Raw genomic sequence first — 15,781 nt, 5'->3', positions numbered from 1 at the left:
CTACTCCGCGTCGGGCTCGGGCGGTGGGTCCGCCCCCTCCGCCTCGTCACGGTCCGCCCACTCCAGCAGCGGAGCGATGTCGAAGGGGTGGTCGTCGATGTCGGCGTGCAGGTCGCCGATCTCGTCGAACCGCCCGGGCATGGTGAACATCGTGAAGTCGTCGGGCACGCAGGCGTCGATCTCGGCCCAGCGCACCGGGGCCGACACCCGCGCCTCAGGGACCCCGCGCACCGAGTACGCCGCGGCGATCGTGTGGTCGCGGGCGTTCTGGTTGTAGTCGACGAACAGCTGGGCGGGGTCCCGGTCCTTGCGCCACCACGCCGTGGTCACCTCTCCCCCGGCCCGGCGCTCGACCTCGCGCGCGAACGCCAAGGCCGCGCGGCGTACGTCCTGGAAGCCGTGGTCGGGCGGGATCCGTACGTAGACGTGCAGGCCCGAGCCGCCGCTGGTCTTCGGGAAGCCGACGGCGCCGAGCTCGTCGAGCACCTCGTGGGTGACGTGCGCGACCCGCTGGACCGTCGCCCAGTCGCACTCGGGGCCGGGGTCGAGGTCGATGCGCCACTCGTCGGGCTTCTCGGTGTCCGCGCGGCGGCTGTTCCACGGGTGGAACTCGACCGTCGACATCTGGACCGCCCAGATCACGCTGCCCAGCTCGGTCACGCAGAGCTCGTCGGCGGTGCGCTTCCAGCGCGGGAAGAACAGCTGCACCGTCTCGACCCAGTCGGGCGCACCGGCAGGCAGGCGCTTCTGGTGCACCTTGTCGCCCGCCAGGCCCTTGGGGAAGCGGTGCAGCATGCACGGGCGCTCGTAGAGCGCGTTGACGATGCCGTCGCCGACGGCGAGGTAGTACTGGACGAGGTCGAGCTTGGTCGCCCCGGTCGGTGACGCGTCGGACGGCGGGAAGTAGACCCGGTCCGGGTTGGTGACCTTGACGACGCGGTCGTCGACCTCGATCTCGATGAACGGCGACGCCACGCCTCGACCCTAGCGGTGCCGGCTACTGCTGCTCGGGAGTCTCGGGAGTCCCGGGAGTCTCGGGCGCCGCGGGACCGCCGTCGGAACCCTCAGCGGGCGTTTCCTCGGGCGCCGTCACGGTCACGGTGACCACGTCGGACCACCCCTCGTCGGCGTACTGGCTCTCCGGACGGTGCCAGCGGAGCTCGGTGGTCTCCTGGAGCTCCACCGCGGTCCGGGTCGTGCCGTCGCGGTCGGCGAGGACCGGTGCTTCGGCGGACGTCCAGGCGCCGCCGGGGACGCGGGTCTGCAGGACGAGCGGGTCGCCCGTCACCCGACCGGCGGCGTCGGAGACCGCTCCGGTGACGGTGACCTTCTCGCCGGCGCGGACCTGGGGGGCGTCCACGTCGACCGAGGTGCGGAGCGCCACGCCCTCGAAGTCGTAGGTCGTGCCCGCTCCGTGGACCGCGTCGAGGTTGAAGGGCCGACCGTCGCAGCCGAACCCGGTGACCGCGAAGCCGGGGCCGTCACCGTGCGCGGCGGCGAACGCGGCGGGGGTGCCGTCGGCTGCCCGGTCGAGGACTGCGCCGGAGGCGAGGTCGACCAGTGTCCACTCGTAGGTCTGGGCGCTGCTCGCCACCTGGGTCCAGGACCCGGACGGCACCGACACCGCGGCGCGGCCGGTCCAGGCCGTGCCGCGCGGGCTCGTCGGGGTGACCGTCACGACCCACGAGACACCCTGGCTGCCGCCGGTCGCGGCCACGGACAGCGACGCGTCGAGCCCGGTGAGGGCGCCGAAGGCCGTGTAGGGCCCCGCGGCACTGCCCGGCGCAGTCGGGACGAGGCCCAGCGAGCGCCGTCCGAGCGGGGCGGAGTAGGGGCCGAGGTTGATCCGCGAGCGCGGGGCGGTCGCGGCCGGGGAGCCGAACAGGGAGTCACAGCGCACGAAGGTCAGGTAGGAGTCCGCGTCGCCCGTCGACGGGCCGGACAGCGTACGCGGCTCGGCAGCCGCGGCAGGGCTGGCGCCCAGGGCCGCGCCCAGGGTCGTCGTCAGAGCCGTGGCGGCCGCGGCCGCCAGGAGGCTGCGTACGTGCATGTGTCGTTCCTGCTCCCCGTCGCGCCGCCCACCCCTCCGGTGGACCGCGCTGCCCCCATCATGCTCGTGCACGCAAGCGATGGGAACAGGCGACGCGCAGGTGACGCGTCCCGGTCGCCCCGAATTCACCTGTCCGGGTGACGGAGCTCCGTACGGAGCGGTGGCCCAGCGACTTTCCGGGGCCACATGACGTCGCTGACGCACCGCCCACCGGCGCGTCGCCCGCAGACACGCGGGAGCCAGGCGGCCCACCCACGTGGAACCGGCCCTCGGAGGTGGCTCACTCACCGCTCGCCGGGGCGGGCCGCCCGCAGGCGGGCCCCACACCTCACACCCGACGCCTCAGGGTCGCGGCGAACATCGCGTCGGTCCCGTCGCGGTGGGGCCACAGCTGGAAGCGCGTGACCTCGTCGGTGTCGCCCCGCCTGCCGAGCACCGCGTCGACGATCCCGCTCGTCTCGGCGACCACGGGCGAGCACGTCGCGTAGACCACGACCCCGCCCGGGCGTACGGCGTCCAGGGCCCCGTCGAGCAGCACCTGCTGCAGGCCCACCAGCTCCTCGACGTCCTCGGGAGTGCGCCGCCAGCGCGACTCCGGTCGGCGGCGCAGGGCGCCGAGGCCCGAGCACGGCGCGTCGACGAGCACGCGGTCGAAGGTGCCGGGCACCCACGCAGGTCGCATGCCGTCACCGGCGACGACGTGGACCGCCCCGGCCGGGACCGCTCGCACCGCGGACGAGACGAGTGCGGCCCGGTGGGGCTGGCGCTCGTGGGCGAGCAGGGACGCGCCGCGCTGGGCGGCCAGCGCTGCGAGGAGGGCCGCCTTGCCGCCGGGGCCGGCGCACAGGTCCAGCCACCTCTCGTCGCGACCCTCCAGCGGGGCGTCCGCCATCGCCAGCGCGACGAGCTGCGAGCCCTCGTCCTGCACTCCTGCCCGGCCCTCCGCGACGGCCGGGACCCCTGCAGGGTCACCGCCGTCGAGCACCACGCCGTACGGCGACCGGGTGGTGCGGGTGCCCCCGGCGGACTCGAGCTCCTCGACCGTCGAGAGCCCGGGACGGGCGGCGAGGGTGACGCGGGGAGCGGCGTTGTCGGCGGCAAGGAGCGCGTCGAGCTCGTCGTCGGCGCCGAGCGCCTCCGCCAGCAGGTCGACCACCCACCGGGGGTGGGACCGGGCGACGGCGAGGTGACCGTGCGGGTCGCCCGCTTGGTCGGGGGCGACCTCGCCGATCCAGTCGTCGAGGGTGCGCCGGCTGATCGTGCGGAGCACGGCGTTGACGAGGCCGGTCGGTCCCCGCCCGACCGTGGCGCGGACGAGGTCGACGCTCGTGGAGATCGCTGCGTGGTCCGGCACCCGCATCGACAGCAGCTGATGGGTCCCGAGGCGCAGCACGTCGCGCACCTCGGGCTGGAGCCGCGGCTTGGTCAGGCACGCGTCGATGACCGGGTCGTAGAGCCCGTGCATGCGGATCGCGCCGGAGGCCAGCTCGGTCGCCAGGGCCGCGTCACGGCCGGTGAGGCCGTGCTTGCGCAGCACCTGCGGCAGGACCAGGTTGGCGTACGCCTCGTCGACCCGGACGGCGGTCAGGACGTCGAGGGCGGCGCGGCGCGCACGGTCGACCGGGCGTCGACGGCGCTCATTCACCGAGGTGCTCCCGGACCAGCCGCTTCGGCGCCCTCGCGGCCCACGCGTCGGTGATGATCTCGGCGAGCTCGTCGCGGTCCATCTCGCCGAGGCGCGACTGCTGGACGAGGACGGCGCTGTAGCCCTTGAAGTGGTCGATGGTGAAGAACGGGGTCGACGGATCCTCGACGAGGGCGTTCTTCTCGACCTCGGTCGGCGTCGTGATGACCACCAGGTCGTCGTACATCTCGCCCGTCACCGGATCGACTGCGCTCTTGTGCGGCGCCCGGTAGAGCACGAACCCCCTGCCCTTGTCGCCTCGCGGCACCTTCCAGGTCGGTCGGTCGCCCCACGACGTGCCGAGCTCCGTCTCGGGCAGGCCGGCGCAGATCTCGTCGACGTCCTCGGGGCGGGCGGGAGTGCTCACGACTCGTCGGTCCCGCCGAGCCGTGTGCCGGACGCGAGGCGCACGCCGCGGGCCCAGTCGGCCGCCTGCATCTGCTTCTTGCCGAACGCCTTGACCTCCCCGAGCCGCACCGGGGCGGTGCCGGTGCCGACGAGGACGGCGTTCTTGGTGACCTCGAGGACGCCGGGCGGAAGGGCGTCGCCGTCAGTCGTGGTGACCGGCCCGATCTTGATCCGGTCGCCCTCGAACGTGCTCCACGCGCCGGGGGCCGGGTGGCACGCCCGCACCTGCCGCTCGATCGCCGCGGCCGGCTGGCTCCAGTCGATGCGAGCGTCGTCGACCAGGATCTTCGGGGCGAACGAGAGGCCGTCCTCGGGCTGCTCGCGCGCCTCGAGCGTGCCGTCCTCGATCCCGTCGAGGGTCTGGACGAGCAGTCCCGCTCCGCCCTCCGCCAGGCGGACGAGGAGGTCACCGGCCGTGTCGTCGGGCCGGATCCGCTCGGTCATGACGCCGAAGACGGGACCGGCGTCGAGCGCCTTCACGATCCGGAAGGTCGTGGCTCCGGTGACCTCGTCCCCCGCCCACAGCGAGTGCTGGACCGGGGCCGCGCCGCGCCAGGCGGGCAGGACCGAGAAGTGGAGGTTGATCCAGCCGTGGGGCACGAGGTCGAGCGCCGACTGCGGCAGGAGGGCGCCGTAGGCCACGACCGGGCAGGCGTCCGGACCCAGGTCGGCGAGGGCGGCCTGGAAGTCGGGGTCGCGGGGGTGCTCGGGCTTGAGCACGGGTACGCCGAGCTCCTCGGCCCGCTGGGCGACCGGGCTGGCGACGAGCCTGCGACCCCGGCCGCTCGGCGCGTCGGGTCGGGTGACGACGCCCACGAGCTCGTGGCGGCTCGCGGCGACGGCGTCGAGCGCCGGGAGGGCGACCTCGGGGGTGCCGGCGAAGACGACGCGCATCAGAGGCCGAGTCCGTGGGTCGCGTGCGGGCTGACCCGCACCGTGGGCTTCTCCAGGCCGAACCACTCGGACTCGCGGATCTCCTTCATCGCGGCCTTGCGCGCGGCGGTGTCGAGCCGGTCGATGAAGAGGATGCCGTCGAGATGGTCGGTCTCGTGCTGCATGGCGCGGGCGAGCAGCTCGGAGGCCTCGATCCGCAGGGGCTCGCCGTGCATGTCGAAGCCGGTCGCGACGACCGACAGGGCGCGCAGGCAGTCGTAGGTCAGCTCGGGCAGCGACAGGCAGCCCTCGGCGCCGTCCTGGGTGTCGTCGGAGAGCTCGAGCGACGGGTTGACGAGGTGGCCGACCTGTCCCTCGACGTTCCAGGTGAACACCCGCAGGCCGACCCCGATCTGCGGGGCTGCGAGCCCGGCTCCGGGCGCGGCCAGCATCGTGTCGGTGAGGTCCGTGACGAGCTGACGGATCTCCTTGTCGAAGTCGTCGACCTCCACCGCGCGCTGGCGCAGGACCGGGTCACCGAAGAGACGGATGGGCTGGACTGCCACGGAGCTCCTTGGATCGGGTGTGCGGGAAGGGCCAAGTCTAGGGACTGCGGCCGTCGTCGTTGTCGCCCCGGTGGCGATCGTGGATGCGCGGCGGGCCCGGCTCCGGGCTAGATGCTGAGCGGGTCGACCTGGATGCGTACGGGGTCCAGCTTGCGGGCCGAGCGCAGCCGCTGGAGGTCGCCGAGCGAGTGGGACAACGCCTCGCCCGCGGCCCACGGCACCCGCAGGAGCACGCGGTGCTCGTCGTCGACCGGCACCGGTCCGAGCACCTCCGCGCCCTCGGGCAGGTCGAGGAGGTGGAGGACGTCGTCGAGGGCGCCCAGGTCGCCGGTCACGGTCGCCATCCGGGCTGCCGGGGGCAGGTGGGCCTGCGCGCGCTCGTCGGCCTCGCGACGGGCGAAGCCGGCAGGGTCCCATCGCACCAGGGCCTGCAGTGCCGGGTGGGTCGGGTCGCCGACCGCGACGACGTGGCCGCCCGCCCTGACGAGCGCCGCCGCGTTGAGCCAGCGGCGCAGCGCCTCCTCCGCGACGCGCAGGTCGTCGCGCGCCAGCGTGAGCCAGGTGTCGAGCAGGACGACCGCGGCATAGCCCTCGTCAGCGACCGGCTCCGCACCGACCGTGGCCACGACGATGTCGGCCGACGACCCCACCCGGTCCAGCACGCGGTCGCCGCTGGAGCTGCGCACCGTGGTGCCGGCGAACATCCGGCCCAGTTCCTCGGCGGTGCGGGCGTCGCCGCGTACGGGGGCGCGCAGGCCGCGACCTCCGCAGGTCGGGCACGCCCAGGCCGTCTCGGTGTGGCCGCACCAGCGGCACCGGGGCGGCTCGGTGGGGCCTGCCAGCGCGAGCGGTCCGGTGCACGTCGTGCAGCGGGCCGGGGTGCGGCAGGTGTCGCACGCGAGTGAGGCGGCGTAGCCGGCTCGTGGCGTCTGGACGAGGACCGGACCGGTGGTGAGGCCGCGCCGGACGGCGTCGTAGGCCGCCCGCGGGATGCGGGTGCCGACCGACCGGTCCTCGGCGGGCACGGCCTCGACCCGCACCCGTCGGCGCAGCGCCGCGCGCGGGACCGCGAGCTCGTGGGCCCATCCACTCGTCACCAGCTGCTCGGCCTCAGGGGTGCGCGCCACTCCGCCGACGAGCACGGCAGTGCCCTGCTGCTCGGTGCGGGCAAGGAGCACCTCGCGGGTGTGCGGGTAGGGCGCCCGCGGCTCGGCGTACAGGTCGTCGCCGTCGTCCCACAGCACGACCAACCCCAGCCCGTGCACGGGTGCGAAGGCCGCCGACCGCGTGCCGACGACGATGCGACGCGCTCCGCGCGAGACGGCCAGGAAGTCCCGGTAGCGCGCCGCGGGGCCGCCGTCGGCGGTGAGGCACACGTGGTGCCCCTCCCCCAGCACCGACGTCAGCGCCGCGTCGACGCGGGCGACGTCACGTCGGTCCGGGACGCAGACCAGCGCCCCGCGACCACCGCCGTACGCGGTTGCGACGGCCTCGGCGACCATCGCGGGCCAGTCGTCGGCCGGGGCGGCGGACCAGACGGCACGCGGTGCGCCGCCGGTGGCCAGGTGGCGCAGGAAGGCGCCGGCGTGCTCGACCTCGGTCCAGGCCGTGGGGGTGACGGGTGTGAAGGCCGGCGCGGCCGGGGAGGGTGCCTTCTCGGCTGTGGCGTGCCGCGGGGGCACCGCGAGGCGGAGCACGTCGGAGCGGGCGCCGGCGTACTTGCGGGCGAGGGTCTCGCTCAGCCGGACGATCTCGGGTGCGAGGACGGGCTCGGGGCTCACGACCCGGCGCAGCGGTTGGAGGGAGCCGGTGTGGTCGGAGGTGCTCGCCCGCTCGACCACGAAGCCGTCGACGTCCTGGCCGGCGAACCGGACCTTGACCCGTGCGCCGGGGACCGCCGTGTCGGCCATCGACACCGGCACGGCGTAGTCGAAGGGACGGTCGAGGTGGGCCAGGGAGATGTCGACGAGCACGCGAGCGACGGGGTCGGTGGCCGCCCGCTCCCACGCCGCCGCCTTGCGTCGCCGTGTGGCCGCGGCCTTGGCGCGGGCATCGTCGACGGCAGCACGAAGCCCCGGAAGCATGTCGGCTTCCGGGGCTTCGTCCTGCGTCATGCGGCTGATTCTGTCAGCGGGCTCCGACGCTCGGACCTGGTGGGGAAGTCCGACACCTGGAGGCGGTTGCTACCCCCTCGAAGTGGCAGAGTCCCCGCTCGGGCGGGGACTCTGCGAGAGGGCGGCGGCCCGGGTCAGATGCCGGCCGCGGCCTTCAGCTTGTCGGCACGGTCGGTCGACTCCCAGGTGAACTCCGGGAGCTCGCGACCGAAGTGGCCGTAGGCCGACGTCTCGGCGTAGATCGGGCGGAGCAGGTCGAGGTCGCGGATGATCGCGGCGGGACGCAGGTCGAAGACCTCGAGCACGGCGTCCTGGATCTTCTCGTCCGAGACGACGCCCGTGCCGAAGGTCTCGATGAACACGCCGACGGGCGCGGCCTTGCCGATGGCGTAGGCGACCTGCGCCTCGCACCGGCGGGCCAAGCCCGCGGCGACGACGTTCTTGGCGACCCAGCGCATGGCGTAGGCGGCCGAGCGGTCGACCTTGGAGGGGTCCTTGCCGGAGAAGGCGCCGCCGCCGTGGCGGGCCATGCCGCCGTAGGTGTCGACGATGATCTTGCGTCCGGTGAGGCCGGCGTCGCCCATCGGGCCGCCGATGACGAAGGTGCCGGTCGGGTTCACCAGCATCCGGTAGCCCTCGGAGGGGATCTCGAAGGCCGCGAGGACCGGGTCGATGACGTGCTGCTTGATGTCGGCCTCGAGCGCGGCGTGCTCGATGCCGGGGTCGTGCTGGGTGGAGAGGACCACGGTGTCGACGCGCACGGGACGGTCGTCCTCGTCGTACTCGATGGTGACCTGGGTCTTGCCGTCGGGACGCAGGTAGCCCAGCGTGCCGTCCTTGCGGACCTGGGTCAGGCGCTGCGCGAGCCGCTGCGCGATGGTGATCGGGAGCGGCATCAGCTCGGGGGTGTCGTCGCAGGCGTAGCCGAACATGAGGCCCTGGTCGCCGGCTCCGCGCTTGTCGAGCTCGTCCTCCGACGCGCCGACACGGGACTCGTGGCCGGCGTCGACGCCGGCGGCGATGTCGCTGGACTGGGCGCCGATGGCGACCTGCACGCCGCACGTGGTGCCGTCGAAGCCCTTCTCCGAGGAGTCGTAGCCGATCTCGAGGATCGCCCGGCGGACGATGTCGGCGACCGGGGCGTAGGCAGTCGTGCGGACCTCGCCGGCCACGACCACCAGCCCGGTGGTCAGCAGCGTCTCGACGGCGACGCGCAGGTTGGCGCGGTCGGGGTCGGCGGCCATGAGGTGGTCGAGGACGGAGTCGCTGATCCGGTCGGCGATCTTGTCCGGGTGACCCTCGGTCACGGACTCGGAGGTGAAGAGGCGTCCAGCCACGGTGCCCTCGATTCTTGTGTGGAACGGTGGAGGCAAACGTACCTGCTGCCCAGCATCCGGGACGCGCGTCTCAGTCGACGAATCGCCGCGAGACCTCGTCCCAGATGACGTGGGCCAGGGCCGTCTTGGTGCCGTGGGGGACCTCGACGGCGGCACCGTCGGCTCCGAGGATGACGGCCTCGTTGTCCGTGCTGCCGAAGACCGCTCCCCCGCTGACGTCGTTGACGACGAGCAGGTCGCAGCCCTTGCGGGCGAGCTTGGCGCGCCCGAGGTCGAGGACCGAGCCGGACGCGTCACCGGTCTCGGCGGCGAAACCGACGACCACCGCGTCCTCGCGCACCCGGTCGCGGGAGATCTCGGCGAGGATGTCGGGGTTCTGGACGAGCGAGATGGACGGCGCGGAGCCGTCCTCGGCCTTCTTGATCTTGGCGTCGCTGAGCGACGCGGGCCGGAAGTCGGCCGGCGCCGCAGCCATCACGACGGCATCGGCCGTGGCCGTCGCCGTGACCACGGCCTCGCGCAGCTGGTCGGTGGTCTCGACCCGTACGACGCTCACGCCGGCCGGGTCGGTCAGGGCGACGTTGGCGCTGACGAGGGTGACGTGGGCGCCGCGCGCGGCGGCCGTCCGGGCGAGCGCGTAGCCCTGGAGCCCCGAGGAGCGGTTGCCCAGGAAGCGCACGGGGTCGAGGTACTCCCGGGTGCCGCCCGCGGACACGACGACCTTGCGACCGACGAGGTCCTGGGGCGCGTGCGGCCCGCGGTCGAGCACCGCGCGGACGAGGTCGAAGATCTCGACCGGCTCGGGGAGCCGTCCCTTGCCGGTGTCGGCACCCGTGAGGCGACCCTCGGCGGGCTCGATGACGACGGCACCGCGCCGGCGCAACGTCTCGACGTTGGCCTGCGTGGCCGGGTGCTCCCACATCTCGGTGTGCATCGCCGGGGCGTAGACGACCGGGCAGCGCGCGGTGAGGAGCGTGTTGGTGAGCAGGTCGTCGGCCAGGCCGTGGGCGGCCTTGGCGAGGAGGTCAGCGGTCGCCGGGGCCACCACGACCACGTCGGCGGACTGGCCGATCCGCACGTGGGGCACGGCATGCACGTCGGTCCAGACCTCGGTGGACACCGGCTTGCCCGACAGGGCCGCCCAGGTGGGCGCCCCGACGAACTCCAGCGCCGCAGCCGTGGGCACGACGGTGACGTCGTGCCCCGACTCGGTGAACCGGCGCAACAGCTCGCAGGCCTTGTAGGCAGCGATCCCGCCGGAGACGCCCAGGACGACCTTGACGGTCATCGTGAGGCTCGCGTCACTCCGTGGCGTCGCCGGCGGCGGCAGCCTCGGCGGCGGCGGCCTCGGCTGCGGGGTCGATGTCCTCGCAGGTCAGGAGGTCGTCGTTGATCTCGCGCAGGGCGATCGAGAGCGGCTTCTCCTGCACGTGGGTGTCGACGAGCGGGCCGACGTACTCGAGGAGGCCCTCGCCGAGCTGGGAGTAGTAGGCGTTGATCTGGCGGGCACGCTGAGCGCTGTAGAGCACGAGCTTGTACTTGCTGTCGGTCTTGGTGAGCAGGTCGTCGATCGAGGGGTTGGTGACGCCCTCGGCGGCGATGGTGGGAGAAGCCACGGTGATGGTGCCTCGCTAGTCAGATGAGTTGGAAGCGGATCCAACCATCAAGGCTACCAACTCGTCGGCGGCAGCGTGAACTTCGTGGTTGACGATGGTCACGTCGAACTCGCTCTCGGCGGCCAGCTCCGCCCGTGCGGTCTCGAGACGGCGCTCGCGCTCGGCCTCGCTCTCGGTGCCGCGGCCGACGAGGCGGCGTACGAGCTCCTCCCACGACGGCGGCTTGAGGAACACGAACAGCGCCTCTGGCATGGTCTCGCGGACCTGCCGGGCGCCCTGGAGGTCGATCTCGAGCATGGCGGGGTGGCCGGAGGCCAGCGCCAGGTCGACCGGGCCGCGCGGGGTGCCGTAGCGGGCGGCCTTGTGGACCACCGCCCACTCCAGCAGGTCGCCCTTGTCGACCATCGCGTCGAACTCCTCGTCGGAGACGAACCAGTAGTGGACGCCGTTCTCCTCACCGGGGCGCGGGGCACGGGTGGTCGCGGACACCGAGATCCAGACCTCGGGGTGCGTGTCGCGCACGGCCGCGGCGACGGTGCCCTTGCCCACCGCGGTGGGGCCGGCGAGCACGATGAGCCGCGAGCGCGAGGCGGCGTTGCCGGACGGTGCGGAGGAGGCGGGAGTCGGGTCGGAGAGGGTCACGGGGCGTCGGGGCCGAACTCACGCTCGAGCGCGGCGACCTGCTTGACGCCGAGACCGCGGACGCGTCGGCTCTCGGCGATGCCGAGGCGCTCCATCACCTGACGGGCACGGACGCGACCGAGGCCGGGCACCGACTGGAGCAGCTCGACGACGCGCATCTTGCCGATGACCTCGTTGGTCTGGCCCTCGCGCAGCACGTCGACGATGGAGCCGCCGGAGTTCTTGAGGCGGTTCTTCACCTCGGCCCGCTCGCGTCGGGAGGCCGCAGCCTTGTCGAGGGCTGCCTGGCGCTGCTCGGGCGTCAGAGGGGGCAAGGCCACGAAAGCTGTCCTTCTGGATCGGTGAGGGCCTGGTGGGAGAGGGCCCGGCTGGTGCGGGTCAATCTAGTCATTGCCCGACGGCACAGGCAATCGAGCCGACGCCGCCGCCCGCCCCGCGTGATGTACGCCATGGGCGGGCCGGCCGCGAGGCGTCGGTCAGCGCGACAACGGCGTGCCGCACACGTCGAGCGCGTGCTGCTCGACCGCGGCCATGGCGCGTACGGTCTGCTCCGAGCCGACCTCCCGGGCCGCCGCCTCGATCTCGGCGCGGGCCCCCTCGTCGAGGCCGGACGGGGGCGACTCGGCGTCGTAGTCGGACGGGTCGACGTCGTGCTCGGCCAGTGCGTGCTCGAGGGCGCGGAGGGGGTCGACGACGGCCGACCAGTCGTCGGCGATGTCGCGCGGCGCCCGCTCGGCGAGGTCGTCGTAGGCGTCGAGCGCATCGAACAGCGCACCGGGGTCGTCCGAGGCCGCGACGTCGGTGAGCCCGGCCTGGTGCTCCTCGACGGTCTCGCAGTAGCGCTCCTGCGGGTCGCCCGAGCAGCCGCCCAGGGCCAGGCCGGCCAGGAGCACCGCCGGGGCGAGTCGTCTCACGCGCCCAGGCCCCGGACGGCGTCGTTGCCGCGCAGGGCGGCCTCGCGCAGGGCCGTCGGGTCCGGGCCGGCGCCCAGCACCTCGCGCGACGAGCTCGGCAGGGCCCAGCGGGCGGCCGCGCCGAAGATGCGCTCGAGATCGGCGACCGTTCCACCCTGGGCGCCGTAGCCCGGCACCAGGAGCGGCCCGTTGATGTCGAGGTCCTCGTCGGTGGTGCCGATGGTGGCGCCGACCACCGCGCCGAAGGACCCCACGGGTTCGGCGCCGGCGTTGGCGGCGCGCAGGTGCGCGAGCATCGTGCCGGCGACGGTGCCGCCGTCCGTGCGGGCGTGCTGGACCTCGGGGCCCTCGGGGTTGGAGGTCAGCGCGAGCACGAACAGGCCCCCGCCGTGGCGCCGGCAGGCCTCGACCATCGGGTCGAGCGAGCCGAAGCCGAGGTAGGGGCTGACCGTCACCGCGTCGCAGCCCAGCGGAGAGCCGGGGTCGAGGTAGGCGTCGGCGTACGCCTGGCTGGTGGAGCCGATGTCACCCCGCTTGGCGTCCATCAGCACCAGCGCACCGGCGGCGCGCGACTCGGCGACGACGCGCTCGAGGACGGCGATGCCGCGGCTGCCGAACCGCTCGTAGAACGCGCTCTGCGGCTTGACCACGCCGACCACGGGGGCCACCGCCTCGACGACCGTGAGCGCGAACCTCTCCAGCGAGGCCACGTCGTCGCCGAGGCCCCACTCCCGCAGCAGCGCGGCGTGGGGGTCGATGCCGACGCAGAACCGGCCGCGCTCCTCGATGGCGGCGGCCAGGCGGGTGCCGAACGGGGTCATGGGCTCTCCTCGGGTGTGGACTGGTCGACGGGCAGCAGGGCGGCGCGCAGGCGCGCGACCGTCGTCGGGTCGTGCAGGAGGGCGGTGCCGACCTGTACGCCGCGCGCGCCGGCGTCGAGGAAGGCACGGGCCGACGGCAGGTCGTCCACGCCGCCGCACCCGATGGTCGGGACGTCCGGCAGGGCACGGTGCACCTCGACGACGCAGCGCAGCGCGACCGACGCGATCGCCGGGCCGCTCAGCCCTCCCGGTCGTCCGTCCCGGAAGGCTGCCGGGACGGCGTTGCCGACGACCACGGCGGTGGCACCGGCCTCGTGGCAGGCGCGCGCGCCCTCGACGATGCGGGACACGTCTGGACGCAGCTTGGCGAGGACGGGCCGGTCGGAGGGGAACTCCCGACGCACGGCCGCGATGACGCTCGCGGAGTGGTAGGGCTCGCGGACCTCGAACAGCCCGGCGCCCGCCTCGTCGGGGGCGCCGACGTTGACCTCGAGGCCGGCGACGCCGGGCGCCCGGCTGAGCCGGCGCGCGAGGTCGGCGTACTCCCCCATCGTCGCCCCGGCGACGGAGACGAAGACCCGGGCGCCCGCACGCACCAGCCACGGGAGCTCGGTGGCGAGGAAGTGCTCCAGCCCTGGGTTGGGCAGGCCGACGGCGTTGACGAGACCACCGGGGACCTCCACCACCCGGGGCCCCGGCCCGCCGCTGCGGGCGTCGAGGGTGATCGACCGGGTGACGAAGTCGAGGCCGTCGAGCCCCGCGGGGCCGGCGTACGGCAGGAGCTCGCGACCGGTGCCGCCGCACCCGGCGGCCACCATCACGGGGCCGGGCACCCGCCCCAGCAGCGCGGCGCTCACGCGGGGTCCCGGGGGGTGGTCAGGGCGTCCCACCGGACACGGTCGCCGCGGACCACGGGGCCCTCGGTGCAGGCCCGGACCACCCGGTCGACGCCGTCCTCGCCGACGACGGGCAGGGGGCAGCCGTGGCACAGCCCGGTGCCGCAGGGCGTCGGGCACTCGACCGCGACCTGGCTCCAGGCGCCGGCGCGCTCGGCCGCGGCGGCGGCGCTGCGCAGGACCGCCGCGGGACCGGCTGCGTAGACGACGTCGGCGTCGCTGCGGCGGACGAGGTCGTCGACGTGGTCGGGCACGCCGCCGCGCTGGCCGACCGAGCCGTCCGCGGTGAGGACGGTGACCGACCGCGCGGAGCGTCGGGCCTCGAGGGCGGAGAGCAGGTGCGCCTCGTCGGGTGCCGAGACGACGAGCGAGACGGCGCAGCCGCGCTCACGCAGCCGTTCGGCGAGCGGGAAGAGCGGCGCCGCGGCGTAGCCCTCGCCCACGAGGAGGCACGACACGGCGTCCTTGGGCAGTGCGAACGGGCGACCGAGCGGACCGGTGATCGCGATCCTGGTCCCCACGGGCTGCGCGGCCAGCCAGGCGGTGCCGCTCCCCCGCACCTCGACCACCACGTCGAGCGTGGGCCCGAAGGCGCTGGAGGCGCGGACGCGGTGGACCCACAGCGCCCGGCGCGCGACGTGGCCGGCGACGGTGACCGCGACGAAGCTGCCTGCCCGGAAGCGCTCCGGGATGCCCGGGGCGGACAGGGTCAGGTGCCGGTAGGCGCCCACCCGCTTGGTGGCGACGACCTCCCCCTCCACGTGGACCGGTCCGGCCGGCGTCCCCCGCTCCTCACGCATCCGTGGCGAGCCCCCGCACGATGCGACGCGGCCACAGCGGACCTTCGTAGACGAACGCGGTGTAGCCCTGCAGCAGGTCGGCCCCGGCCGCCAGCCGCCGACGTGCGTCGTCGACGGTCGTGATGCCGCCGACGCCGATCAGCGTCAGGTCCGGACCGACGCGCTGGCGCAGCATCCGTACGACGTCCTCCGAGCGCCGGGTCAGCGGGCGTCCGCTGAGCCCGCCGGCGCCGATGGCCGCCACGGTCGCCGCTGGGCTCGCGAGCCCGTCGCGGCTGATCGTGGTGTTGGTGGCGATGATCCCGTCGAGGCCGCTGGACAGCGCGAGGTCGGCGACGGCGAGGACGTCGTCGTCGCTGAGGTCGGGTGCGATCTTGACCAGCAGCGGCACCCGGTGGTCGGGCCGAACCTCGTCGGCGCGACGACGCACGGCAGCGAGGATCGGGGCGAGCTTCTCCACGGCCTGCAGGTTGCGCAGTCCCGGGGTGTTGGGCGAGGACACGTTGACGACGAGGTAGTCGGCGTAGGGCGCGAGCAGGCCGGCCGACTTCTCGTAGTCACCGGCGGCCTCCTCCTCCGGCACGACCTTGGACTTGCCGATGTTGACGCCCAGGATGGGAGCACCGAGGAACGAGGGGCTGCCCTTCTGTTCGTGAAGCTTGCGCCGTGACTGTCGTGCGGCGAGTCGGCGGGCGACCACCTCGGCGCCGTCGTTGTTGAAGCCCATCCGGTTGACGATCGCCCGGTCGTCCTTGAGCCGGAACAGCCGCGGCTGCGGGTTCCCCGGCTGGGCCTCGCCCGTCACGGTGCCGATCTCGACGTGGCCGAAGCCGAGCGCGGCGAGCCCGTCGATGCCCACGGCGTTCTTGTCGAAGCCCGCGGCCAGCCCGAGCGGGTGCGGGAAGGCCAGCCCGAGGGCGTGCACCGGCGCCGACGGGACCCGCACGACCCGGCCGGTCACGGGCGCGGCCGCCCGGATCGCCCGGAACGCGGCGTGGTGGATGCGCTCGGGGTCGACCCGGGTCAGGGCCTGCTCGAAGAGGACGTCGTAGGGCCGCAC

The 15,781-nt window shown here is 74.2% G+C and carries 17 protein-coding genes; all 17 read right to left on the bottom strand.

What is annotated here, in order from left to right:
* The 17 genes from ligD to AC57BS_RS19700 all read right to left on the bottom strand — a co-directional run bounded on the left by ligD (nt 1) and on the right by AC57BS_RS19700 (nt 15,781).
* Nucleotides 1–975, bottom strand: coding sequence for a non-homologous end-joining DNA ligase (ligD, locus tag AC57BS_RS19780; protein WP_496413155.1), 975 nt, complete (start codon nt 973–975; stop codon nt 1–3).
* Nucleotides 976–997: 22 nt separating this feature from the next.
* Nucleotides 998–2,050 (bottom strand): hypothetical protein, encoded by a 1,053-nt coding sequence (locus tag AC57BS_RS19775; protein WP_496413154.1) that lies wholly within the window; start codon nt 2,048–2,050, stop codon nt 998–1,000.
* 328 nt (nt 2,051–2,378) lie between these two features.
* Nucleotides 2,379–3,695, bottom strand: a complete 1,317-nt coding sequence (locus tag AC57BS_RS19770; RefSeq protein WP_496413153.1) for an RsmB/NOP family class I SAM-dependent RNA methyltransferase — start codon at nt 3,693–3,695, stop codon at nt 2,379–2,381.
* A complete protein-coding gene (locus tag AC57BS_RS19765; RefSeq protein ID WP_496413152.1) occupies nt 3,688–4,101 on the bottom strand; it encodes an MmcQ/YjbR family DNA-binding protein in 414 nt (137 codons plus the stop codon). The genes AC57BS_RS19770 and AC57BS_RS19765 overlap by 8 nt, the downstream gene beginning before the upstream one ends.
* Entirely contained in the window at nt 4,098–5,036 is a 939-nt protein-coding gene (gene fmt / locus AC57BS_RS19760) for a methionyl-tRNA formyltransferase (protein WP_496413151.1), read from the bottom strand. Before fmt ends, AC57BS_RS19765 begins: the two co-directional genes overlap by 4 nt.
* The gene (gene def, locus AC57BS_RS19755; RefSeq protein WP_496413150.1) at nt 5,036–5,581 is read right to left on the bottom strand and encodes a peptide deformylase; all 546 of its coding nucleotides are present in this window, start codon (nt 5,579–5,581) and stop codon (nt 5,036–5,038) included. The genes fmt and def overlap by 1 nt, the downstream gene beginning before the upstream one ends.
* 107 nt (nt 5,582–5,688) lie before the next feature.
* Complete coding sequence (locus AC57BS_RS19750) at nt 5,689–7,695, bottom strand: primosomal protein N' (protein ID WP_496413149.1); 2,007 nt, start codon at nt 7,693–7,695, stop codon at nt 5,689–5,691.
* Nucleotides 7,696–7,829: 134 nt separating this feature from the next.
* A complete protein-coding gene (gene metK / locus AC57BS_RS19745) occupies nt 7,830–9,032 on the bottom strand; it encodes a methionine adenosyltransferase (protein WP_496413148.1) in 1,203 nt (400 codons plus the stop codon).
* A gap of 70 nt (nt 9,033–9,102) precedes the next feature.
* Nucleotides 9,103–10,320, bottom strand: a complete 1,218-nt coding sequence (gene coaBC / locus AC57BS_RS19740; protein WP_496413147.1) for a bifunctional phosphopantothenoylcysteine decarboxylase/phosphopantothenate--cysteine ligase CoaBC — start codon at nt 10,318–10,320, stop codon at nt 9,103–9,105.
* Between the two features lie 13 nt (nt 10,321–10,333).
* The gene (gene rpoZ / locus AC57BS_RS19735; RefSeq protein ID WP_207085295.1) at nt 10,334–10,648 is read right to left on the bottom strand and encodes a DNA-directed RNA polymerase subunit omega; all 315 of its coding nucleotides are present in this window, start codon (nt 10,646–10,648) and stop codon (nt 10,334–10,336) included.
* 15 nt (nt 10,649–10,663) lie between these two features.
* Nucleotides 10,664–11,290: a guanylate kinase gene (gene gmk / locus AC57BS_RS19730; RefSeq protein WP_496413146.1), complete on the bottom strand. Its 627-nt coding sequence runs from the start codon at nt 11,288–11,290 to the stop codon at nt 10,664–10,666.
* Nucleotides 11,287–11,610, bottom strand: a complete 324-nt coding sequence (mihF, locus tag AC57BS_RS19725; RefSeq protein ID WP_129453944.1) for an integration host factor, actinobacterial type — start codon at nt 11,608–11,610, stop codon at nt 11,287–11,289. Before mihF ends, gmk begins: the two co-directional genes overlap by 4 nt.
* 156 nt (nt 11,611–11,766) lie before the next feature.
* Nucleotides 11,767–12,204, bottom strand: a complete 438-nt coding sequence (locus AC57BS_RS19720) for a hypothetical protein (protein WP_496413145.1) — start codon at nt 12,202–12,204, stop codon at nt 11,767–11,769.
* Nucleotides 12,201–13,025: an orotidine-5'-phosphate decarboxylase gene (pyrF, locus tag AC57BS_RS19715; protein ID WP_496413144.1), complete on the bottom strand. Its 825-nt coding sequence runs from the start codon at nt 13,023–13,025 to the stop codon at nt 12,201–12,203. The genes AC57BS_RS19720 and pyrF overlap by 4 nt, the downstream gene beginning before the upstream one ends.
* On the bottom strand, nt 13,022–13,882 hold the full coding sequence (locus AC57BS_RS19710; protein ID WP_496413143.1) for a beta/alpha barrel domain-containing protein: 861 nt from the start codon (nt 13,880–13,882) through the stop codon (nt 13,022–13,024). The genes pyrF and AC57BS_RS19710 overlap by 4 nt, the downstream gene beginning before the upstream one ends.
* The gene (locus tag AC57BS_RS19705) at nt 13,879–14,721 is read right to left on the bottom strand and encodes an iron-sulfur cluster-binding protein (RefSeq protein WP_496413142.1); all 843 of its coding nucleotides are present in this window, start codon (nt 14,719–14,721) and stop codon (nt 13,879–13,881) included. Before AC57BS_RS19705 ends, AC57BS_RS19710 begins: the two co-directional genes overlap by 4 nt.
* Nucleotides 14,714–15,781 (bottom strand): quinone-dependent dihydroorotate dehydrogenase, encoded by a 1,068-nt coding sequence (locus tag AC57BS_RS19700; RefSeq protein WP_496413141.1) that lies wholly within the window; start codon nt 15,779–15,781, stop codon nt 14,714–14,716. Before AC57BS_RS19700 ends, AC57BS_RS19705 begins: the two co-directional genes overlap by 8 nt.

This window comes from Nocardioides sp. BGA-UO-ETr-FS32, from assembly GCF_059567905.1.
This window is presented reverse-complemented; position numbering and strand designations above follow the sequence as displayed.